This is a genomic window from Enterococcus sp. DIV1316a (assembly GCF_050536915.1).
GTDB lineage: Bacteria > Bacillota > Bacilli > Lactobacillales > Enterococcaceae > Enterococcus > Enterococcus faecalis.
Genome location: NZ_CP172913.1, coordinates 413238 through 433649 on the forward strand (window position 1 = coordinate 413238; position 20412 = coordinate 433649).

21 protein-coding genes are annotated in these 20412 nt (G+C 38.6%); 15 read left to right on the top strand and 6 right to left on the bottom strand.

What is annotated here, in order from left to right; genetic code table 11:
• Nucleotides 1-142: 142 nt before the first annotated feature.
• A complete protein-coding gene (locus IGL56_RS02100; RefSeq protein WP_002358645.1) occupies nucleotides 143-478 on the bottom strand; it encodes a hypothetical protein in 336 nt (111 codons plus the stop codon).
• A gap of 114 nt (nucleotides 479-592) precedes the next feature.
• Here IGL56_RS02100 and IGL56_RS02105 point away from each other — a divergent pair, with 114 nt between their 5' ends.
• The 8 genes from IGL56_RS02105 to IGL56_RS02140 all read left to right on the top strand — a co-directional run bounded on the left by IGL56_RS02105 (nucleotide 593) and on the right by IGL56_RS02140 (nucleotide 8029).
• Nucleotides 593-877 (top strand): hypothetical protein, encoded by a 285-nt coding sequence (locus IGL56_RS02105; RefSeq protein ID WP_002366136.1) that lies wholly within the window; start codon nucleotides 593-595, stop codon nucleotides 875-877.
• A 4-nt stretch (nucleotides 878-881) separates the two neighbouring features.
• Nucleotides 882-1817, top strand: coding sequence for a LacI family DNA-binding transcriptional regulator (locus tag IGL56_RS02110; protein ID WP_002361227.1), 936 nt, complete (start codon nucleotides 882-884; stop codon nucleotides 1815-1817).
• Nucleotides 1818-1987: 170 nt separating this feature from the next.
• Nucleotides 1988-2584, top strand: coding sequence for a nitroreductase family protein (locus tag IGL56_RS02115; RefSeq protein WP_002355475.1), 597 nt, complete (start codon nucleotides 1988-1990; stop codon nucleotides 2582-2584).
• 42 nt (nucleotides 2585-2626) lie between these two features.
• Entirely contained in the window at nucleotides 2627-3472 is an 846-nt protein-coding gene (locus tag IGL56_RS02120; protein WP_002358647.1) for a VOC family protein, read from the top strand.
• A gap of 129 nt (nucleotides 3473-3601) precedes the next feature.
• Entirely contained in the window at nucleotides 3602-4363 is a 762-nt protein-coding gene (locus IGL56_RS02125) for a DeoR/GlpR family DNA-binding transcription regulator (RefSeq protein WP_002371456.1), read from the top strand.
• 12 nt (nucleotides 4364-4375) lie between these two features.
• Nucleotides 4376-5776: a M24 family metallopeptidase gene (locus tag IGL56_RS02130; protein ID WP_010815909.1), complete on the top strand. Its 1401-nt coding sequence runs from the start codon at nucleotides 4376-4378 to the stop codon at nucleotides 5774-5776.
• A gap of 87 nt (nucleotides 5777-5863) precedes the next feature.
• Nucleotides 5864-6514, top strand: a complete 651-nt coding sequence (locus IGL56_RS02135; RefSeq protein WP_002355481.1) for a uracil-DNA glycosylase — start codon at nucleotides 5864-5866, stop codon at nucleotides 6512-6514.
• 174 nt (nucleotides 6515-6688) lie between these two features.
• Nucleotides 6689-8029 (top strand): MATE family efflux transporter, encoded by a 1341-nt coding sequence (locus tag IGL56_RS02140; RefSeq protein ID WP_002366141.1) that lies wholly within the window; start codon nucleotides 6689-6691, stop codon nucleotides 8027-8029.
• Nucleotides 8030-8053: 24 nt separating this feature from the next.
• On the opposite strand, the gene IGL56_RS02145 is transcribed toward IGL56_RS02140, so the two are convergent.
• On the bottom strand, nucleotides 8054-9880 hold the full coding sequence (locus IGL56_RS02145; protein ID WP_002399760.1) for a M3 family oligoendopeptidase: 1827 nt from the start codon (nucleotides 9878-9880) through the stop codon (nucleotides 8054-8056).
• A 127-nt stretch (nucleotides 9881-10007) separates the two neighbouring features.
• On the opposite strand from IGL56_RS02145, the gene IGL56_RS02150 reads away from it, so the two are divergent.
• From IGL56_RS02150 to IGL56_RS02160, 3 genes are all read left to right on the top strand, one after another.
• A complete protein-coding gene (locus IGL56_RS02150; RefSeq protein WP_002366143.1) occupies nucleotides 10008-10517 on the top strand; it encodes a VanZ family protein in 510 nt (169 codons plus the stop codon).
• Nucleotides 10518-10647: 130 nt separating this feature from the next.
• Nucleotides 10648-11376 (top strand): YebC/PmpR family DNA-binding transcriptional regulator, encoded by a 729-nt coding sequence (locus tag IGL56_RS02155; RefSeq protein ID WP_002361233.1) that lies wholly within the window; start codon nucleotides 10648-10650, stop codon nucleotides 11374-11376.
• Nucleotides 11377-11428: 52 nt separating this feature from the next.
• Nucleotides 11429-11899 carry a C-GCAxxG-C-C family protein gene (locus IGL56_RS02160; protein WP_002384891.1) on the top strand — a complete coding sequence of 157 codons (471 nt, stop codon included), beginning with the start codon at nucleotides 11429-11431 and terminating at the stop codon, nucleotides 11897-11899.
• Nucleotides 11900-11974: 75 nt separating this feature from the next.
• Here IGL56_RS02160 and IGL56_RS02165 read toward each other — a convergent pair whose 3' ends face one another.
• Complete coding sequence (locus tag IGL56_RS02165; RefSeq protein ID WP_002355495.1) at nucleotides 11975-12148, bottom strand: hypothetical protein; 174 nt, start codon at nucleotides 12146-12148, stop codon at nucleotides 11975-11977.
• A 112-nt stretch (nucleotides 12149-12260) separates the two neighbouring features.
• Nucleotides 12261-13235 (bottom strand): ring-cleaving dioxygenase, encoded by a 975-nt coding sequence (locus IGL56_RS02170; RefSeq protein WP_002382960.1) that lies wholly within the window; start codon nucleotides 13233-13235, stop codon nucleotides 12261-12263.
• A 30-nt stretch (nucleotides 13236-13265) separates the two neighbouring features.
• Here IGL56_RS02170 and IGL56_RS02175 point away from each other — a divergent pair, with 30 nt between their 5' ends.
• On the top strand, nucleotides 13266-13838 hold the full coding sequence (locus IGL56_RS02175; RefSeq protein WP_002358653.1) for an alpha/beta hydrolase: 573 nt from the start codon (nucleotides 13266-13268) through the stop codon (nucleotides 13836-13838).
• Between the two features lie 141 nt (nucleotides 13839-13979).
• On the opposite strand, the gene IGL56_RS02180 is transcribed toward IGL56_RS02175, so the two are convergent.
• Entirely contained in the window at nucleotides 13980-14402 is a 423-nt protein-coding gene (locus IGL56_RS02180) for a cytidine deaminase family protein (RefSeq protein ID WP_002364839.1), read from the bottom strand.
• A 128-nt stretch (nucleotides 14403-14530) separates the two neighbouring features.
• A complete protein-coding gene (locus IGL56_RS02185) occupies nucleotides 14531-16051 on the bottom strand; it encodes a UDP-N-acetylmuramoyl-L-alanyl-D-glutamate--L-lysine ligase (RefSeq protein ID WP_010711392.1) in 1521 nt (506 codons plus the stop codon).
• A gap of 203 nt (nucleotides 16052-16254) precedes the next feature.
• Here IGL56_RS02185 and IGL56_RS02190 point away from each other — a divergent pair, with 203 nt between their 5' ends.
• From IGL56_RS02190 to pepV, 3 genes are all read left to right on the top strand, one after another.
• Nucleotides 16255-17904: a putative polysaccharide biosynthesis protein gene (locus IGL56_RS02190; protein ID WP_002364837.1), complete on the top strand. Its 1650-nt coding sequence runs from the start codon at nucleotides 16255-16257 to the stop codon at nucleotides 17902-17904.
• 108 nt (nucleotides 17905-18012) lie between these two features.
• Nucleotides 18013-18747 (top strand): pseudouridine synthase, encoded by a 735-nt coding sequence (locus tag IGL56_RS02195; RefSeq protein ID WP_002381239.1) that lies wholly within the window; start codon nucleotides 18013-18015, stop codon nucleotides 18745-18747.
• A gap of 133 nt (nucleotides 18748-18880) precedes the next feature.
• Nucleotides 18881-20296, top strand: coding sequence for a dipeptidase PepV (gene pepV, locus IGL56_RS02200; protein ID WP_002358655.1), 1416 nt, complete (start codon nucleotides 18881-18883; stop codon nucleotides 20294-20296).
• The last annotated feature ends 116 nt before the right edge of the window (nucleotides 20297-20412 follow it).

The window sequence follows — 20412 nt, forward strand, 5'->3', positions numbered from 1 at the left end:
GACTTATCTGTTACTTCTAATATACCATTGGTTAATCGATAATGACAATGGTGGGAACTTGAATAAAGGTAATTATATCAAGTGATTAATGAAAGGGACTCGTTGTACGCGGGAAATTGGTCTATCTTGATTAAATAAAATTTTAATAATCTAACTGTTTTAGACGTAATAAAGTAGTTTCTGGAGTTAATTTTTTAATAACATACAAACGCAAAATCGCATGTTCAATTTTTTGTTCTTCTGGCGATAGCGCCGAATTTATATAGGATAACTTCTCGATTAAATAGGTTAAAAATGAGCCAGCACCTTGGCTGCCCACTAAAAAGCCCATTTCTTCCGTTTCGGTTAATTGTTGTTTTTTTAAGTGGTAAATTTCTTGTGCAAGTGCCCCCGAGATAATGATTTCATCTGTTTGCTTGTTCAAATTTGTTAGTAAGTCGCTTTTTGTTGCTACTGTAACAGTTTCCATTGCACTCATCCTTTGCTTTTATATGATACATCTAGTATAACATGGTCTCACTTTTTTTATTTTTCCTCTTGCTCTGGTACGCGTTTCATAAGGTAAGCTATGTGTATCAAAATATTGGAGGGCATGAAAATGAATGTTATAGTGGAGATAAGCGATAGACTTGGTATGGATTACTATTTTGTCTCGGTGACTACGACGGCCAAAAGTCTGCAGTTAAATAGTCCCAAAAAATACTATAAGATTTGGCATCAAGAAATTCCGTACCATCAGATAACGGAGTGGCACTTGACACAGCAGGAGGATATTCAGGAAATTTCTTTTGCTTGGCAGGAGACCTTTTATCGTTTTGTTGATTACGGGACAGGGATTGTGCCTTATTTAACTCAATTTTGTAAAGTAATGAGGTGAAAGTATGACAACAATTCGAGAAATTGCGCGCCTTTCAGGATCTTCAGTTACGACTGTTTCGCGTGTGATTAATCATCATCCGTATGTTTCTGAAGAAAAACGACTGAAAATCCAAGCAATTATCGATGAGTTGGGCTATAAGCCCAATATATTAGCGAGAAATCTTAGCTTTGGGAAAAGTAATACATTAGGTGTCATGGTTCCTTATACGAATCAACCTTATTTTGATGCTATTTTAAGTGGAATTATCCACCAAGCATTTCAACAAGGGATGATGGTCAGTTTATTACCAACGGATTATGATAAAGAAGTTGAAAAAAGTTACTTGGAAAAAATGGCCACGGGTGCGTTTGATGGCATGATTGTTTTGTCAAAGGCAAATCCTTTAAGTGTGTTTGCTCCATATAAAGAGCAAGTTGTTTTTTGTGAAAAAATAGAAGACCCTAGTTATGCTAGTATCTATATCGATCGTTTAACCGTTTATCGGCGGGTCTTCCAAGCATTGAAACAACAAGGATGTAGTGAAGTGGCAATTACGATTAACCGTGCACCAGAAAAAAGTACAAGCGCACGCTATTTAGTTGACGCATATCAGGAAATTTATGGAGCGATTCCTGAAAATCGGTTATTTAAGGACTGTTTAACCTATGAAGATGGGTGTGAAGTAGGACGTCACTGTGGGCAAGATCCAACGCTCCAAGCGGTTGTGACCAACGGTGATGAAATTGCCGCAGGGATTCAAGCCGTTATTGAAAGACCACTCTTTTTAGTGGGACAGGAACAAACTTTATTAAGTGAAATTTTAAATTTTTCAACAATCTGTCATCCATTAATGGAATTAGGGGAAAAAGCCACACACTTATTTCAAGAAAAACGGCCGAAAACGATTCAATTGACTTCTACATTTATTAATCGACAACCAGATTTTTCTTTTTCTTAGAAAAAAGCTGGTTGTTTTTTCTTTGGTAGAATAAGGTTTTTCACTAAAAAATAAAAAAACTTACAAAAAGTAAGACAAAAAGCTTTACTTACTTTTAGTAAGGTAGTATAGTAAGCATGTAAACAAAATTAAATGAATTTACTGAGGAAATTCGAAAGGATGAACATATTATGTCAAAATTTACTGAAATGATGAAAAACCGTCGTTCAATCTATGCTTTAGGAGAAAACTTACCAATTTCAAAAGAAGAAGTAACTGCTTTAGTAAAAGAAGTTGTTAGAGAAAGTCCAACAGCTTTTAACTCTCAAACACAACGTGTTGTGTTCTTATTCGGCGATGCTCACAAAAAATTATGGGCAATGACTGAAGATGCCTTAAAACCATTAACTCCAGCAGAAGCATTTCCAAACACACAAGCTAAATTACAAGGTTTTGCAGCTGGTGCGGGCACAATTTTATTCTTTGAAGATACAGATATCGTGAAAAACTTACAAGATAGCTTCCCATTATATGCGGATAACTTTCCTGTTTGGTCTGAACAAGCAACTGGTTTAACACAAGCGAACGTTTGGACTGCCTTAGCGCAAGAAAATATTGGCGCAAACTTACAACACTACAACCCGGTCATTGACGAAGCGGTTGCTGCAGAATGGTCAATTCCTGCAAACTGGAATTTACGTGCACAAATGGTCATTGGTTCCATTGAAGCGCCAGCTGGCGAAAAAGAATACATGGAAGATAGTGCTCGTTTTAAAGAATTCAACTAAATCATTGCTTTAGTAAAATGAAGAGGAGAGGAGTGAAAGCAAATGGTTCAAGCATTACCAAGTAATATTGGGATTCAACAAGTCACTTTGAAAGTGGCTGATTTAGATAAAATGGTAAACTTTTATACGAAAACAATTGGCTTAAAACTTTTAAAACAAGGAGAGGGACGTGCTTGGCTAGCGCCACAAGGCACCAACGATGCAATTCTTGTCTTAAAAGAACTAACAGCTGGGGAAGAAAATCAGGGTACCACTGGCTTGTACCATATTGCTTTCCTGCTACCAACCCGCAAAGATTTAGGCAATATGTTGCTGTGGCTTTTGCAGGAAAATGTGCAAATTGGCGCAGCAGATCATGGCTATAGTGAAGCCCTTTACTTAAGTGATCCAGAAAATAATGGCATCGAAATTTATTGGGATAAACCAGAAGAAGTCTGGGATATTCGTCCAAATGGTGAAATTATCGGTGTGACAGAAGAATTAGACGGTGATAGTTTAGCTGCAGAAGCTGACGGTCACTGGCTAGGAATTTCCGAAGGTTCTAAAATTGGGCACATTCATTTGAAAGTGGCCGATTTAGATGCCACTGAAACGTTCTATAAAAACTTAGGGTTTGGCTTAAAGTCTAACTTTGGTCAACAAGCGAAGTTTTTTGCAGCGGGTCAGTACCATCATCATATTGGGACAAATACATGGAGCGGCAAACAGCTGCCAACGATTCAAGAAAATCAATTTGGCTTAGAAAATTACACCTTCCGTTTACCAACTGCGGCAGATTTAGAGATAGTCCAAGCCAATGCGGAAGAAGCAAAGTTACATTTTATTGCCAAAGATCATTTACTTGCGTTAGAAGATCCTAGCGGCATGATTATTCAATTTACCTATTAAAACCACTCTCAAACTAGCCCTTCGTTAGAAAATGAAGGACTAGTTTTTTTGTCTTTTTTTGCATTGTTTTGCATTTATTTGCAAAATGATGCAAAAGGTGCTATCTTTACTTAGAAGAGGTGAGGAAGCATGTTGATTGAAGAACGTTTAGCCAAGATTCAAAAAATAGTGAATGAACAAAAAAGTATTTCCATGGAAGCGTTAGCGGAGCAAGTCTCCGTTTCAAAAGATACTATTCGGCGAGATTTAATTCGTTTAGAAAAGGAAGGACATTTAAAGAGAACGCACGGTGGCGCTATCTCAGTGCAGTCTGAAGCAACTATTTACGATTATGCTCAACGAATAGTGAAGCATCCAGAGAAAAAACAAGCCATTGCCCAAAAAGTTTGGGCAAATATTCCCAAACAAGCGTCCATTTTTTTTGATTCATCAACCACGGTGGAAGCAGCTATTCGAGCGATGGAAAATAGTCCGATTCACGCGATCACGAACTCTCTCAGTCATGCGCTACTTCTAGCGCAAATGGATCAGACAAAAATTACAGTATTACCTGGGCAACTGCATAAACAACAACTCTTTTTGTTTGGGGCAGAAACAGTCGCTAAGGTTGGGGAATTTGCCCCCGACTATACATTATTAGGTGTGTTTGCGTTATCTGAACAAGGATTATTTATTCACACAGAAGAAGAAGGTCAAGTCAAACGGCGAATGATTCAACAAGGCAAACAAGTCATTGCCTTAGCAGACCAAACGAAATTAAACAAAACGGGTTTATTTAAAATTTGCGAATTAACAGAAATTGATTGTTTAGTGACAGATACACGACCTGATGAAAAATTCTGTGAGCAATTAGCGCAAGCAGGCGTAACGTTGATTGTCGCAGATGAATAATGGAGGATAATAATGAAGCGAAAAATTAATTATACACATATTGCTGAACCTACTGTTTTTGAGAATGTTTTTCCAACGTATTTGACGAATGAAACGATGATGGCGCGTAAGCAGAAAGTATTACAACGAATGGAAACAGAAAAATTCGATCAATTGGTCTTCTATGCAGACAAAGAGCATGGCAGTAATTTTGAATACTTAACTGGCTTTATTCCGAGGTTTGAAGAAGGACTCCTTGTGTTAAATAAGGATGGTGCGACGACACTTATTTTAGGCAATGAAAATTTAAAACTGTGCCAACATGCCCGCATCTCAGCCGATTTAATTCATTATCCAGCTTTTTCGCTACCTAATCAACCAATGGCTGGGGAACAAAAGTTGGCGCAGATTTTTGAAACGCTTCTCGATGAAACTGCTCAAAAAATAGGTATCGTTGGTTGGAAAATGTTTACGACACAACAGCAAGAACCCGCTACGATGTTTGATGTGCCACATTTTATTGTCGAAGCACTGAAAAAAGCGCTGCCGAAAGAAGCTCGTTTACTAAATGGGACCCACTTATTGATTGGAGCAAAGGGGGCCCGCACAACAAATAATGCCAACGAATTGGCGCACTATGAATATGGGGCGAATTTGGCTTCTCGCAGTATGTTAAAGGCCTTAAATGCAATTGAAATAGGACAGCGTGAAACGGACATTGGGGCTTTGTTAAATGATGAAGGTCAAACGCCGACGGTAGTAACCATTGCGGCAACTGGTCAACGTTTTGAATATGCAAACATGTATCCGACTGCCAAAGAAATTCAGTTAGGTGATGCCTTATCATTAACTACAGGCTACAAAGGCGGCTTGTCTAGCCGAACAGGTTTTGTTATTGAAAACGAGCAGCAATTGCCAGAAGCGCAACGTGATTATTTAGAGCGCGTAGCAAAACCCTATTTTCAAGCTGTCGTTCACTGGCTTGAAACCATTCGAATCGGACTGTTAGGACGAGAAATGTACCAAGCGATTGAAGAACAGTTACCAAAAGAAATCTATCACTGGCATTTGAATCCTGGGCATTTAGTTTCGGATGATGAATGGATGTCGTCGCCTATTTATCCAGATTCAGCCATTCGCTTGGAAAGTGGCATGCTCTTTCAAGTGGATATTATTCCTTCTGTACCTAGTTATACAGGGGTGAGTGCAGAAGAATGTGTGGCTTTGGCTGATGAAACACTGCAAAAAGAGATTCAGCAAACTTATCCAGACATGTGGCAACGGATTGCGACACGCAAAGCCTATTTAAAGGAGACATTAAAGATCGATTTACCATCGGAGGTTTTACCAATGTCTAATTTAGTTGGTTACTTACGGCCTTTTTATCTAGCTAAAGACAAAGCTTTGTGTGTAGAAAAACCAGCTCCTAAATGAGTAGGTCCCTTTTTTTGAGTTTCTTTTGGGTCCTATTTATAATCAATATAGCGAAGGAAGAACACCAGAAAAGAGGCGTGATGGTAAATGCACTATCCTGAACATCTGAAAAAAGCAGTTTTAGCTAAAGCGAAAGACTTACCATTAGAAGGTTTTGTGGAAGGGCAAGGCCCGCAACAGCCAAAAGTGATGCTGATTGGGGAAGCACCTGGAAAAGAAGAAATTAAAGAAAACGTACCATTTATAGGGCGTTCAGGTCAATTGTTGATGGAACAATTACAACAAGTTGGCTTAAGTCGTGAAACGGTGTATATCACCAGTGCGGTTAGGAGTCGGCCTTTTTCTGTAAAAACGAAGCAGATTGCAAAAACGGGAGAAAGAGTAACCAAATTTCCTAATCGAACGCCAACCAAAGAAGAAATCAAAATTTTTGCGCCTTTGCTTGATTGGGAAATCGCTGTTTGCCAACCTGAACTAATTTTGACACTGGGGAATATTGGGTTGCAACGACTTTTAGGACCAAAGCCAACAATCACTGCAGTGCACGGAACGGTCATTCAGTCGCCCATTCAAACATTTGATGAGCAATCACAAAACTATCATTGGACGCAGAAAACCTATCAAATCATTCCACTCTTCCATCCAGCGGCTGTCTTTTATAATTATCGTTTAAAAGAAGTCGTGAAAGAAGATTGGCAAGTGGTTCAAAAACAACTGCAACTGCTTAAGAAAGTTTAAAATGAGAAAAATAGAAGGATGGTTGTTTTTTCGAAGAGAGAATGCTACCCTAGAAGTATCAATAAATAGACAGATTATTTAATCGCTGGGTTGAATAATTGAAGGATTCTGATTTTTGCGTAAGCCTTGAAGCAAAAAGAATGAGTCCTTTTTTTGTTAGAAGGAGATTTGGGTATGGAGCAAACACAGCAAAACCATTTTACTGCGTTGTTTTATAAAAATGTTCTGTTAGGAATTTTAAGTATGGCGGCGCAATCAATTTTTATTTTGGCGGACACATTTTTCATTGCAAATGGGATCGGCACCGAGGCGTTGGCGGGGCTTAACATTGTCTTACCACTCGTTAATATTATTAATGGATTAGGTTGGATGTTTGGCGTTGGCGGCGCTACGTTGTTTTCGACCACGGTTGCGCAAAAAGAAATCAAAAAAGCCAATCAGTATTTTAGTTTAACGATTGGGTTAGTTTTCGTTATAGGGAGTCTCTTTACTTTAGTGAGCTTGATTTTTTCCGATCAAATTATTCGGGGACTTCAGGGGACCGGTGTCTTGTTTGGTTTGGCAAAGGAATATTATATGATTTACCTTAGCTGTTCATTATTATTTATTTTAAACAATTGCCTGATTACTTTTTTAAGAAATGACCATAATCCTCGTTTGGCAACGATTGCTTTTGTCAGTGGGGGAATTGTCAATATTATTTTGGATTATGTCTTTATTTATCAATTTGGGTGGGGCATGGCAGGTGCGGCCATTGCAACGGTGATGTCACCTTTAACAAGCTTAATCCTGATTACGTTGCATAAGTGGTCGCCGCAACGAGTTTTACGTTTTGAAAAGTTTAAAGTGAAATTTCAGGATGTTCGAGAAATTATGTCGATTGGTTTTTCTTCCTTTTTAAATGAATTTTCTTCGGCCTTTGTCATGTTTTTATTTAATATTGTTTTGTTAAACTTAGTTGGTCATGTGGCGATTTCAGCTTATGCGATTGTTGCCAACCTCAATATTATTGTGATTGCCATTTTTACAGGGATTGGGCAAGGGGCGCAACCATTACTCAGCCGATACTATGGTTTAGGGGAAACGAAGGTGTTGCGTAAATTTGTTAAACTTAGCTTTATTACGTACTTGGTTGCCGGCTTCCTGTTTTTTTTAATCAGTCAAGTGTTTACGGGACAAATTATTGAGGTCTTTAATAGCGAAGGGAACGACCAGTTGGCGCAAATTGCTAGGACAGCCATCCGCTTATATGCGATTTCCTTCTTGTTTACAGGATTGAATTTTATGGGGATTTATTACTTTTCGGCAGTTCGTAAACCGAAAATGGCGCTAATGATTTCCTCTTTGCGTGGATTCTTTTTAATTGTGCCAGTTTTATTTATTTTGGTGAAATTACTAGGATTAACCGGTGTTTGGTTAGCCATGCCCGTAGTTGAATTTGTTACGTTTGGACTAATGCTTGTGGGCTACCTTGCGTATCGAAACTATTTGAAAAAAAGAGAAGCAGTAACCTGATGTTGGTTACTGCTTCTTTTTTGCTTAGTTTACATAGTTTTCAGTTAAAGTCATGAATTGTTCCACATCTTTTAGGACTTGATCAATGCCGGCTTGCCAGAAATCAGGTTTTGTTAAGTCAACATTTAAATGTTTTTTCGCTAATTCTTCGCTTGTCATCGAAGCAGTGTCTCTTAATAACGCAATGTATTGGTCTTCAAAAGAGCTGCCTTGTTGATTGGCATACGCATAGATACCCATGCTGAATAGATAGCCAAAAGTATATGGGAAATTATAGAAAGGCACATCATCAATAAAGAAGTGCAATTTGCTCGCCCAGAAATGAGGATGATAACTGCCAAGACTATCTTTGTAGCTTTCTTTTTGCGCCGCTAACATTAATTCAGTAATATCTTCTTCCGCTACTAAACCTTTTTGGCGCGCTTGATAAAAATTATTTTCAAAGATAAAACGCGCATGAATGTTCATAAACATGGCAATGGCATTTTGCATTTTTGTGTCTAAAAGGTTAATCTTTTCAACGTCTGATTTGGCCTCTTTTAAGGTGGCGTCAGCAACAATCAATTCTGCAAAGGTACTAGCTGTTTCTGCTACGTTCATGGCATACTCTCGATTCAATGAAGGTAAATCCCACATCACGCTACTATGGAAAGCGTGACCTAATTCATGGGCTAAAGTAGCTACTTCGTTGATTGAATTGCCAAAGGTCATGAAAATCCGCGACTCTTGTGTTTCAGGTAATTCTGTACAATACCCCCCAGGACGTTTGCCTGGACGATCTTCAGCTTCAATCCAACTTTTTTCAAAAGCCATTTGGGCAAAATCGGCCATTTTCGGACTGAATTTACGGAAATTTTCTAAAATAAAGGCAGCGGCTTGATCAAAGGAATACGTTTTTTCTTCTAAATCACCTAAAATAATTGGTGCATCTTGGTCTTGCCAATCCATTTTTTCTTTGCCGAATAATTGCGCTTTGCGCGTTAGAAAGTCGACGAATGGTTGTTTATTTTTTTGGATGGTTTCCCACATAACCGTTAATGTTTCTTGACTCATTCGATTATAGTTTAAGGGATTTTCTAAATAATCTGTAGTGCCATGCAATTTGTAATCAGATAAACGGAACCCATCCAAGTGATTTAGGGTGTCTGCTAAAATTGAAGCTTTGCCACTCCAAGCTTTCTCCCAGGCTGTAAACAAACGTTGACGAACCTCTTTGTCAGGATCTCCCATCATGCGGTTAAAGGCTTGGCCTGCAGATAGTTCTGTCACAGAGCCATCTTTTTCTTCAAAAGGAATCACGATGGAAGCAACAATCGTATCGTAATGTGTACTCCAAGCATTTAACCCATCTAGAGAAAGCGTATTGATGATATTTTCTTCTTGTTCGGAAAGCAGTTTTTTTCCATCACGGCGTAATTCATTTAAGCGAAAAGCCATTGTTTTGAACGGTTCTTCGGCTAACAGGGCTTGCCAATGTTCTGCTGAAATCTCGGTGATTTTTTTAGTAAAAATGGTTTCAGCTAATTGAATCGCTGGCAACAGATTGTATAAATCGCCTGATAAAATTTTGGCCTTGGTATCATTAGTATTAGCAGAAATTAAAGCAGTTAAAAAACTATTACATTGTGAAAAGCCATTTGAGATTTTCCCTTGTAACGTTAAGATTTCAGCAAATTGTTCTTTGCCTTGGGCACTTTCTGGTGTCCATTCTGTGATTAATTGATGGTACTCTTTTGTTTGTTCGGTTAATTGAGTCATTCGTTGGCTAAGTTCTTTGGACTCGCTCCCATTGGGGAAAATACTGTCTAAATCCCATGTAATAGAATAGGTCATATCCAATCCTTCTTTCATTTTTTTCTTTTCAGTATATCATAAGACCTAAGAGAAGTTGTTTCTTTTTCCCTCGAAACCGACTATAATAAAAAAGAATTTTCCGTGGCAGGCACGGGGCAACTTGAAACCAAGAAAAGAGGATTATATGAAAAATTATTTGAAAGATAGTAATTTATATTTAGTCATTGCGTTTGTTATTATGGCCATTTTATTTTTCAGTTCATCACAGACGTATGAACAGCAATCACAAGTTGGTCTTTTAGATAAACTTCTGAGCAGTCATCCTTTTGAAGAACAATTAAAAAACATTTCTTTTCAATATGCTGGCAGTGAAGTGAGCATTCAAGCTAGTGGTTATAGTAAATTTGTTGAATTTTTTATTCGTAAGGGAGCCCATTTTGGTACGTATTTTCTATTAGGTGGTAGTTGGTTTATTGGATTAGTGCCAAGAATCAAAGGTCTGTTTTTAACAGCTGTTGTTTCCTGGCTAGCTGCTACTGGCTATGCAGGTTTAGATGAATTTCATCAAATGATCACGGGCGGAAGGACCCCTCTTTTTCAAGATGTTATGTTGGATGCCATGGGTGCTTTGACAGCCATCGTTATTTGTTTGGTGGTTCATGGTTTGAAGAAAAATAAAAAAAGAAGACGCTAATTTAGAAGAGCTTCGTTTATTCGTCAGAAAGGTGGATAAGCGAGGGTCTTTTTTTTGTAGCGCTTGTTCCTAACTGAAAAGAAGAGTAGAATAAAGGAGAATAGTAACGAAAAGTCAGGAGGAATCAAGGATGTCAGGACACAGCAAATGGAGCAACATTCAAGGGCGTAAAAATGCGCAAGATGCCAAACGTGGGAAAATTTTCCAAAAAGTTTCAAGGGAAATCTATATGGCGGCAAAAGCAGGTGGCCCTGACCCCGCAATGAATCCTGCTTTACGTTTAGCAGTCGATAAAGCTAAGTCAGCCAATATGCCCAATGATAATATTGCGCGCGCCATAAAAAAAGCCAGTAGTGCTGGTGAAGGGGAACATTATGACGAGGTAACTTATGAAGGATACGGGCCAGGTGGCGTGGCAGTTTTAGTTCATGCACTAACAGATAACCGCAACCGAACGGCCACCAATGTTCGCGTCGCGTTTACTCGAAATGGTGGCTCTTTAGGTGAAACGGGTTCGGTGAATTATATGTTTGATCGTAAAGGCTATATTGTCATTAAGCGAGAAGATCATGCAATTGAGGAAGACGACATGCTAGAAGTCGTTTTGGAAGCAGGCGGCGAGGATTTAGAAACATCACCAGAAGTATTTGAAATTTACACAGCACCAGAAGATTTTACAGCGGTTCGCGATGCTTTAGAACAAGCAGGTTATTCATTAGCACAAGCTGAATTAACAATGGTTCCGCAAACCTTACTAACCTTGAACGATGAACAAAAAGCGCAATTAGAGCGCTTGGTTGACAAGTTAGAAGACGATGATGATGTGTCAGAAGTATTTACCTCTGCAGAAAATCTATAAAATAAAGGGATGCTTGGCATCCTTTTATTCATAAAATGAAAGCGGATACAGAATGGAGGGCATTTTGAAAAAGAGAATTTGTTTACAAGCAATCAGGGAAGAAGCGGAAGCCTATTATCGTAACGGTGATTTTTATTGCTCGGAAGCGATTGTGGCGACCATTCGGCAACACTTCGATGCGGAGATTCCCATTGAAGCTGTGGCCATGGCTTCTGGGTTTCCTGTAGGTGTTGGAGGAGCGAAGTGTATTTGTGGTGCTCTTTCAGGCGGGGTTATGTGTCTGGGCTACTTTTTTGGTCGGACAGAAGCCAAAGGAGAACAAGTAAATAAAACGATGGCTTTAGCCAACGAATTGCATCAAAGTTTTCGACAAAAGCATCGAGTGGTTTGCTGCAGTATTTTGACAAGTAAAATGACGATGGGTTCACCTGAACATATGGAACAATGCATTGGCTTTACTGGAGAAATCGCTGAAACAACCGCAAAAATTATTGCACGAGAACTTGCTTACGAATTAGTCTAGTAAAAAATGAGAGAGGAGCAACCAGATTCATTCACCTGAATCTGGTTGCTCCTCTCTCATTTAATGCGTAATCAATTAACCAAGTACTTTTTCATAAGCTTCCACTTGAGATAAGACACGTTGGAGCTGTAATTCATTTTCAATATAGTTGATTGAATTACCTAAATCTTCTTGGCGGTTTGTTTCTAAACGATCGACTTCTTTTTTTGCTTCGTTCAATAAGTGTAGAACTTCTTCCTTAGATAACATGTACTCACCTCCTTGCGCAGTTCATCTACTATTAGTGTACTCCTTTTTTTCAAAAAAGGGCAATAATAGGATATTAAAAAACAAAAATAGCGGTCCTAACCGCTATTTTTGTTTACTCATGGCGTTGTTGTGCTAAAATCGCTTCGATTCGTTCTCTTTGATCTGCCAAAAAGTGAGGCAAATAAAGGGGGATTTCATCAAAGTTTGAACTTTGATTTTCATAGGCTTCGGCATCTAGCAGGCCTTTTTGTGTGGCTACTTCAAATAATAAGTGGTTCGGTTCTCTAAAATACAATGATTTGAAAAATTCACGGTCTTTAATCCCTGAGTTTGTAAAATTCTTTTCATCCAATAGGCTATCAACTTGCGTTAATTCTTGCGTATCTTCCACCCCAAAGGCGACGTGATGAACGCCACCAATTCCTTCAATGGCAAGCGGATTGGTACGGTCATCAATGATGTGCACCTCTTGATAAAACTGTGGATGATGATTTTCCAGAACGGTTACTTCATGCGCAGTTTCAAAAAAAGGCACTGTTTCTTTTTCATGCCAATGTAAATAATCCACTAAAGGTTGCTTGGTAGCTGCGGCATATTGGACGCGTAATTGAATTGCATCAATGCCTAAAATTGCATGTTCTACTGGAATTTCAGCATGCTCAGCTGGAAAATAATCTTCCGCATTTTCAAATTCACGTAACGGAACAAGCGCCATTTGTGTATTATCGGGCGCTTCAAAACGCAAAATTGGGTGTTGGTTAAATGTTTCCACACCATAGTGGCAGATACCCGCTTGCTCAAGACGTTCTGCCCAAAAATCCAAAGAGGCGCGCGTTGGTACTTTTAAAATAGTTCGTTCAATTGTATTTGTCCCAAAGGATTGATCTTGGCCATCATTCAATTCAAAAAAAGTTAATTCGGTACCTGTTCGTTGCTCATTATCTGAGAAAAACAAGTGATACATGGTGTGGTCATCTTGGTTGATCGTTTTCATTAGTAATTTTAATCCCAGTGTATTATGATAGAAGTCAAATGTAGGCTTTATCAATCGATTTAAAATAGAGATGTGATGAATTTGTGCATACATAGTAAAATTCCTTTCTTGGAGGTTTATTAAATGAAACAATTTTTTCAAAAAGGGTCGAAACCTAATCAATTAGTTGTCGCTTTCCATGGTACTGGTGGCAATGAATATCAATTATTAACCACCATCGCAACCCTTTACCCAGAAGCGAGTGTTCTAAGTTACTTAGGGACAGAAGGTGTAGGCGAACAGCGACGCTTTTTTGCGCCATTAGTCAATGGAGCATTACCTCGTGCTAACTTTGATGAGCGAGTGACGGCGTTTCTAGAAGAAGTTTGGCAACCGCAAAAGTTATACGATGAAGTTATTTTTATAGGGTACTCTAACGGTGCCAATTTTATTTTAGGCCTGTTAGAAAAGAACCCAACTATTGCTAACACTGTTATTTTACTGCATCCAAGCAATTTAGGCTATCAATATGTATCTGGTGAGTTTGCGACAAAAGTGATTGTCACAACAGGGGCTCAGGATGAGTTGAGTATTCCGGGACAAGTTCTTTCTTTAGCTAATCAATTAAAGAAACATTTTCCAGTCGACTTTTTACTAGTGGATGGCGGTCATGGCTTATCAGAAGAAGAAGTAACGAAAATAAAAGAAGTTCTTTAAAAAACAAGCTGCAACCTTTGCTAATAAGTGGTTGCAGCTTGTTTTTTTCTTGTGTGTAACTAAAAATGAATGCCAGTAATTGATAATAGAGAGGACTACAAAATTAACATCTTATTATCTTGAAATAGCTAATTTTATTCTTTAGTCATTAGTATAACGTGACCAACCCCACCACTTAGGCATTAACTCTTTTAACCGAACTATTTCTCGTTTTTGATAATCAACTAAGATTTCTGTATCAGCATTTTTAGGAGAAAGCTGGAGCAATAATTCTCTACAAGCACCACAAGGCATACCAGAAATTCCATTAGGAACATCGTCCCGAAAAGTAATAATTCGTTTAATCACTGTCTGTCCACTATCGGCATACATATTCAAAGCGGCAACTCGTTCTGCACATAAATCTAGAACACCACAACAGCTTTCAAAACAAAAGCCGGTAAATAATTGTCCATCTTCTGCCTCTAGGGCACAGACGACATGGTGTGTGTAAATAAATGGTGTTACTTCTTGAGGATGGTATTCTTTCTTTGCGTATTCATACATTTTTTTCCAAATATCCATGAATAAATTCTCCTTTATTTTTAGTTAGAATTATTATAGCAAATGTTCACACACAAAGAATAAAAAATAGAAGCATAAGAATGGATCATACTGAGATAGTAAGTGATAATCCTTATGCTTCTAAAAAATTATTTGTCAATAATCATTTTCGCAAGGGCAAAGTCTCCTGCGTAAGGTTCATCTACGCCGTTTACTTTTTGATAAAGGTCGGCGCCTTTACCAGCTAAGACAATCGCATCATCAGCCGTTGTGCTTAAAGATAATGCGTGAGCAATTGCTTCGCCACGATCTAAAACGGTGTAAACAGGCATTTCTTTAGTAATATGGGCTTGAATTTCTTGGCAAATTTTTGCTGGATCTTCACTGGCTGGGTCATCGGTTGTTAGGACTGCAACATCAGCCAATTCAGAAAGAACCCTACCAAAGTCTTTGCGGCGAGAAATCGCTTTGTCTCCCGTGCTACCGACAAGAACAATTAAGCGGCCGTCAGGATGTTCTTCACGGACAAAGGTTAAAAGATTCTTCAAACTGTCATAATTATGAGCGTAATCAACATAGACGGTTGCACCGTTGGTATTCGTTAAAGATTCCATCCGGCCAGGGACGGTGGTTGCTGCGATTCCTTGTTGACACTCTTCTTTTGAAGCTCCCACAAGGACACTAGCAATCGCCGCACTTAACGCATTACCTTTGTTAAAATCACCACCTAAACGAAGGTGATAAGAGCCGGCTAATCCTAACGCATCTGCAGGACTTTCAACGATAAAACGTAAGGAATCCTCTGAAGAAACAGCGAATGAATAGTCAACTTCTGGAGCCGGCTGACTGCCATAGACAATGGCTGGGACTTTTTGCTGTTGTGCAGTTTCTTTAAGTAATGGAAAATAATCAGCTTCGTGATTCAACACAATGACTTTAGAATGTGTAATCAATTGACGTTTGCAATAAAAGTAATCGTCAAAGGTTGGATGTTCAATTGGACTGATATGGTCGGGTGTAATGTTTAAAAAAATGCCGACATCAAAAAATAACTTGTAGACACGATTAGTTTTGTAGGCTTGGGAAGAAACTTCCATAATAAAATGAGTCATCCCGTTAGCAACAGCGGTTGCCATCATTCGATACAAGTCCAAAGATTCGGGTGTAGTCAAGGCAGATTTAAAGAATGTTTTGCCATCTAATGTCGAATTCATGGTAGAAAGCAAAGCTGTTTTTTGTTGTGTAGCAACATCTAAAATATATTTGGTGAAATAAGCTGCTGTTGTTTTACCTTTGGTTCCAGTAAAGCCAATCAGTTTTAATTTATTTTGTGGATAATCATAAAAAGCCATGCTTAACACAGCCATTGCTTTTTTAATGTCAGTCACGATAATTCCTAGTTGCGCCGGAACCTCATAAGGCACCTCAGAAACATAGATTTCTAGGCCGTCTTTTACAGCATTTTCTAAATAGATTTCTTTAAAGTTTAATCCTTTACAAAAAAAGAGTGTTTCTGCTGTTACGTCTCTCGAATCGTAAGAAAGAGCCGTTACTTCTCGTTGACCTAACGTGTCGGAAAGAGTCAAGTGCCAGCCTTCTGGTGAAATAAATTCTTTTAATAAATCTTCTTTTTCTAAGCAATCGCGAATTGCGAATAATGAAATCGTCACTTTTTTTGCCTCCAAACGTTTCAACGAAATTTCAAAACTGATGTCATTATAGCATTATTTTTCTTTTAAAAAAACCATCTCGTTAGCGTGAGAAAATCCATGAGAAATGTTAAAATAGGATAATTCTTCGAGAAAGTCGTTGCATATCCCAAGATGAACAATTAAAATAAAGAAAGCATACTCAAAGAATATTGGAGGACAAAATGATCAATCAACCAAATTCAGTTGATCAACCAATCCTGACGAACCAAGAAAAAATGGTCAAAGGCTCAGCTTGGATGACAGCTAGTAATATTATCTCCCGCATGTTAGGGGCGATTTACATCATCCCCTGGTACGCTTGGATGGGCGAGCACGGAAACGAAGCGAACAGTTTGTTTTCAATGGGGTATACGATTTATGCCTTATTCCTAATGATCTCTACCGCCGGAATTCCAGGTGCGATTGCCAAGCAGACCTCGCATTATAATTCATTGAACGAATATAAAATTAGTCGACAGCTTTTTTATCGTGCCTTACAACTAATGGGTGGCTTAGGTGTGGTTTTTGCTATTGTGATGTATTTGGCATCTCCGGCATTAGCAGCTTTGTCTGGCGGAGGTCCTGAATTAGTTCCAACAATGCGTTCATTAAGTTTAGCCGTTTTAGTTTTCCCAAGCATGAGTGTCATTCGCGGTTATTTCCAAGGAAATCAAGAAATGATGCCCTTTGCTTTATCACAAATTGTTGAACAAGTAGCACGAGTTTTTTACATGTTATTAACCGCCTTTATTATCATGAAAGTCTTTGAAGGTAATTACGTTACGGCGGTGACTCAAGCCACTTTTGCGGCATTTATTGGGATGCTCGCAAGTTTTGCGGTTTTAGGTTATTACATGTACAAACAAAAACCATTATTTGATTATTTAGAAGAACACAGCGCCAATGAACATGAGATTGCCCCAAAAGAGTTATTGATTGAAACTTTTAAAGAGGCGATTCCTTTTATCGTAGTTGGCTCAGGAGTGACGGTCTTTAAACTTGTCGATCAGTTTACTTTCTCAAACTTTATGCGTTTGTTTACGGATTATTCAGATACCCAATTACGAGAGCTTTTCGGTATTTTTAATGCTAATCCGGACAAATTAACCATGATTGTCGTGGCTTTAGCGACTTCGATTTCGGCTACTGGATTACCGTTGATTACAGAAGCGGTCACCTTAAAAAATCACCGTGAGTTAGCGCGTTTGATTAGTAATAATTTACAACTTTTTGTGTTTGTAATGTTGCCAGCAACATTCGGTATGATTGTTTTAGCGCAACCACTATACACTGTTTTTTACATGCCAGATGCTTTAGGCACTTCTTTATTAGTGCAAGCTTGTTACGCTAGTTTATTCTTGGGCTTGTATATGTTAGTGTCAAATATGTTGATGGGGATGTATGAAAATCGTGACGCAATGCGTTATTTAGGAATTGGTTTAGCAGTGAAATTAATCGTGCAATTCCCCGCAATCCGTTTATTTGAAGTTTACGGTCCGTTATTAGCAACGATGATTGGCTTTACGGTTTCTTGCGTATTGATTCTAAGAAGAATTCGTCAAGTGACACGTTTTAATTACAAATTAACCTTACGGCGAACATTGTTAATGTTCTGTATTACAGTCATCATGATGATTATCGCTTTGATTTTCCGTCAGTTCTTGTATCTATTTTTAGATCCAACTAGACGTTTCCAAGCCTTCATTATCGTTGTAATTGTGGCTGCTGCAGGAGGCGCTTTTTATGGCTATTCGGTCTTGAAGATTCGCTTAGCTGATCGTTTATTAGGGAAAAATGCCGCAAAATTACGTGCAAAATTCAATATTAAATAATAGCTGATTGAACTCTTTTCAGCAGATTCTCTTAAGAGACAAGGCTTGAGACATCGATCGATTCGATTTATGTCCCAAGCTATTTTTTTAAAGGAAAGAGGAATGACGATGCGTTTAGATAAATTTTTAGCCGATGTTGGTATCGGTAGTCGTAAAGAAATCAAACAATTGTTAAAGAAAAAAGTCGTTACGGTGAATGGTGACGTCGTAAAAGAAGCCAAAACACAAGTAAATGAAGAAACAGATCAAATTGCCTTGATGGGAGAAATTCTTACGTATCAGAAATTCTTTTATTACATGTTGCATAAACCACAAGGTGTCATTTCTGCGACGGAAGATCAGCGAGATGAAACGGTAATTGACTTGTTAACTGATCAGGATTATCGTGCCGACTTGTTCCCAGTTGGTCGCTTGGATAAAGATACTGAAGGCTTGCTTCTATTAACAAATGATGGCCAGTTAGCGCATCAATTATTATCACCCAAAAAGCATGTGGATAAAGAATATTTAGCTGAAGTTGAGGGACTTGTGACAGCGGAAGATTGTCAACTGTTTGCGCAAGGATTTGCCTTGAAAGATGGAGAAATAGTTAAACCAAGTCGTTTAGTCATTGAGACGATCAATGAGGAAGAAGGGACTTCCGTAGTCCGTTTAGTGATTCAAGAGGGGAAATTCCATCAAGTCAAACGGATGTTAGCCACTGTAGGCAAACCTGTGACGTATTTAAAACGATTACGAATGGGCGAACTATGGTTGGATGAAACGTTAGAACTAGGGGGATATCGGCCCTTAACAGAAGCCGAATTGCAACAACTACAACCTAAACAATCATACCTCAATTAAAATAAACAAAAACCCAGCCCTTTCTGCGGAAAAGATAAAAATTTTCTCGAAAAATAGTGTCGGGTTTCTTTCTTTTTCTGCATAAAATGGTATGATTGACTATGTAGAACTTTATGAATAGGAGTGACAACAAATGACAATTGATTGGACAAAAGAAGTCGAAGCACGTAAAGACGACTTATTAGAAGATTTACAAAACTTATTACGGATCAACAGTGAACGTGATGATGCACAAGCAACACCTGAAGCGCCCTTTGGACCTGGGCCAGTTGCTGGCTTAAAACACATGTTAGCGTATGGTGAACGTGATGGCTTTACGGTGAAAAATGTCGACAATTACGCTGGACACATTGAATATGGTGAAGGCGACGAAACGTTAGGGATTTTTGGTCATATGGACGTTGTTCCTGCTGGTGATGGTTGGGAAACAGATCCTTATGAACCAGTCATTAAAGATGGCAAAATTTATGCACGTGGTGCAAGCGATGATAAAGGCCCAAGTATGGCTGCTTATTACGCAATGAAAATTATCAAAGAATTAGGCTTACCCGTGTCTAAAAAAATCCGTTTCGTAGTAGGAAGTGACGAAGAAAGCGGCTGGGGCGATATGGATTACTATTTCCAACATGAAGAAGCGCCAGATTTTGGTTTCTCACCAGATGCTGAGTTCCCAATTATCAATGGGGAAAAAGGAAATGTGACGATTCGTTTAACTTTCCGAGGCGGTAACGGTGCTGATTATAAATTAGAAAGCTTCAAATCTGGCTTACGTGAAAACATGGTTCCGGGAACAGCAGATGCTGTTGTAACGGCTGCTTCAGCAGACGAAGCGGCTTCACTAGCTGCTAGCTTTGAAACATTCATCAAACAAGAAGCAAAAATTTCAGGTAACGCAGAACTTTCAGATAAAACAGTGACTTTCCATGTAGTTGGTAAAGGTGCTCACGGTGCTAGCCCACAATCTGGAATTAACGCAGCGACTTTCTTGGCAACTTTCTTAAATGATTACAGCTTTGCAGAAGGCGCATACAGCTTTATTAATACCATTGCTGAATTTATCCATGAAGATTTTTATGGCGAAAAATTAGGTGTGGCTTTTGAAGACGAAAAAATGGGTAAATTGACAATGAACGCTGGGATTGTTAACTTTGATCCAGAAAATCCTGAAAATAGCTTAGTAACATTAAACTTCCGCTATCCAAAAGGAACTTCAGCAGAAGAATTACAAGCAAAAGTTCAAGCAACAGTCGGTGAAACGGTCACTGCAACACAAGGAGATCGCAACCAAGAACCGCATTATGTACCAGTTGATGATCCATTGGTGGCAACGTTACTACAAGTTTACGAAGACCATACAGGCGAAAAAGGCCAAGAACAAATCATTGGTGGCGGTACTTATGGCCGCTTATTAAAACGTGGTGTTGCCTATGGCGCAATGTTCCCTGGCTACACAGACACAATGCACCAAGCCAACGAATTTATGGAATTAGATGACTTATTCCGAGCAGCTGCTATTTATGCAGATGCGATTTATCGTTTAGCGAAGTAAAGTAAAAAAGCTGTTTTCGATTTTCGAAAACAGCTTTTTTTTGCAATTTTTGCCTTTTAAAAACCCAAAATCAGAACCGTCAATTTACTGAAAATTTCTTGCAAATCAAAGGATCC

Excerpts from the sequence above, each read along its gene's own strand:
- IGL56_RS02100 (WP_002358645.1), bottom strand. The coding sequence starts at position 478 with ATGAGTGCAATGGAAACTGTTACAGTAGCAACAAAAAGCGACTTACTA.
- IGL56_RS02105 (WP_002366136.1), top strand. The coding sequence starts at position 593 with ATGAAAATGAATGTTATAGTGGAGATAAGCGATAGACTTGGTATGGAT.
- IGL56_RS02110 (WP_002361227.1), top strand. The coding sequence starts at position 882 with ATGACAACAATTCGAGAAATTGCGCGCCTTTCAGGATCTTCAGTTACG.
- IGL56_RS02115 (WP_002355475.1), top strand. The coding sequence starts at position 1,988 with ATGTCAAAATTTACTGAAATGATGAAAAACCGTCGTTCAATCTATGCT.
- IGL56_RS02120 (WP_002358647.1), top strand. The coding sequence starts at position 2,627 with ATGGTTCAAGCATTACCAAGTAATATTGGGATTCAACAAGTCACTTTG.
- IGL56_RS02125 (WP_002371456.1), top strand. The coding sequence starts at position 3,602 with ATGTTGATTGAAGAACGTTTAGCCAAGATTCAAAAAATAGTGAATGAA.
- IGL56_RS02130 (WP_010815909.1), top strand. The coding sequence starts at position 4,376 with ATGAAGCGAAAAATTAATTATACACATATTGCTGAACCTACTGTTTTT.
- IGL56_RS02135 (WP_002355481.1), top strand. The coding sequence starts at position 5,864 with ATGCACTATCCTGAACATCTGAAAAAAGCAGTTTTAGCTAAAGCGAAA.
- IGL56_RS02140 (WP_002366141.1), top strand. The coding sequence starts at position 6,689 with ATGGAGCAAACACAGCAAAACCATTTTACTGCGTTGTTTTATAAAAAT.
- IGL56_RS02145 (WP_002399760.1), bottom strand. The coding sequence starts at position 9,880 with ATGAAAGAAGGATTGGATATGACCTATTCTATTACATGGGATTTAGAC.
- IGL56_RS02150 (WP_002366143.1), top strand. The coding sequence starts at position 10,008 with ATGAAAAATTATTTGAAAGATAGTAATTTATATTTAGTCATTGCGTTT.
- IGL56_RS02155 (WP_002361233.1), top strand. The coding sequence starts at position 10,648 with ATGTCAGGACACAGCAAATGGAGCAACATTCAAGGGCGTAAAAATGCG.
- IGL56_RS02160 (WP_002384891.1), top strand. The coding sequence starts at position 11,429 with ATGGAGGGCATTTTGAAAAAGAGAATTTGTTTACAAGCAATCAGGGAA.
- IGL56_RS02165 (WP_002355495.1), bottom strand. The coding sequence starts at position 12,148 with ATGTTATCTAAGGAAGAAGTTCTACACTTATTGAACGAAGCAAAAAAA.
- IGL56_RS02170 (WP_002382960.1), bottom strand. The coding sequence starts at position 13,235 with ATGTATGCACAAATTCATCACATCTCTATTTTAAATCGATTGATAAAG.
- IGL56_RS02175 (WP_002358653.1), top strand. The coding sequence starts at position 13,266 with ATGAAACAATTTTTTCAAAAAGGGTCGAAACCTAATCAATTAGTTGTC.
- IGL56_RS02180 (WP_002364839.1), bottom strand. The coding sequence starts at position 14,402 with ATGGATATTTGGAAAAAAATGTATGAATACGCAAAGAAAGAATACCAT.
- IGL56_RS02190 (WP_002364837.1), top strand. The coding sequence starts at position 16,255 with ATGATCAATCAACCAAATTCAGTTGATCAACCAATCCTGACGAACCAA.
- IGL56_RS02195 (WP_002381239.1), top strand. The coding sequence starts at position 18,013 with ATGCGTTTAGATAAATTTTTAGCCGATGTTGGTATCGGTAGTCGTAAA.
- pepV (WP_002358655.1), top strand. The coding sequence starts at position 18,881 with ATGACAATTGATTGGACAAAAGAAGTCGAAGCACGTAAAGACGACTTA.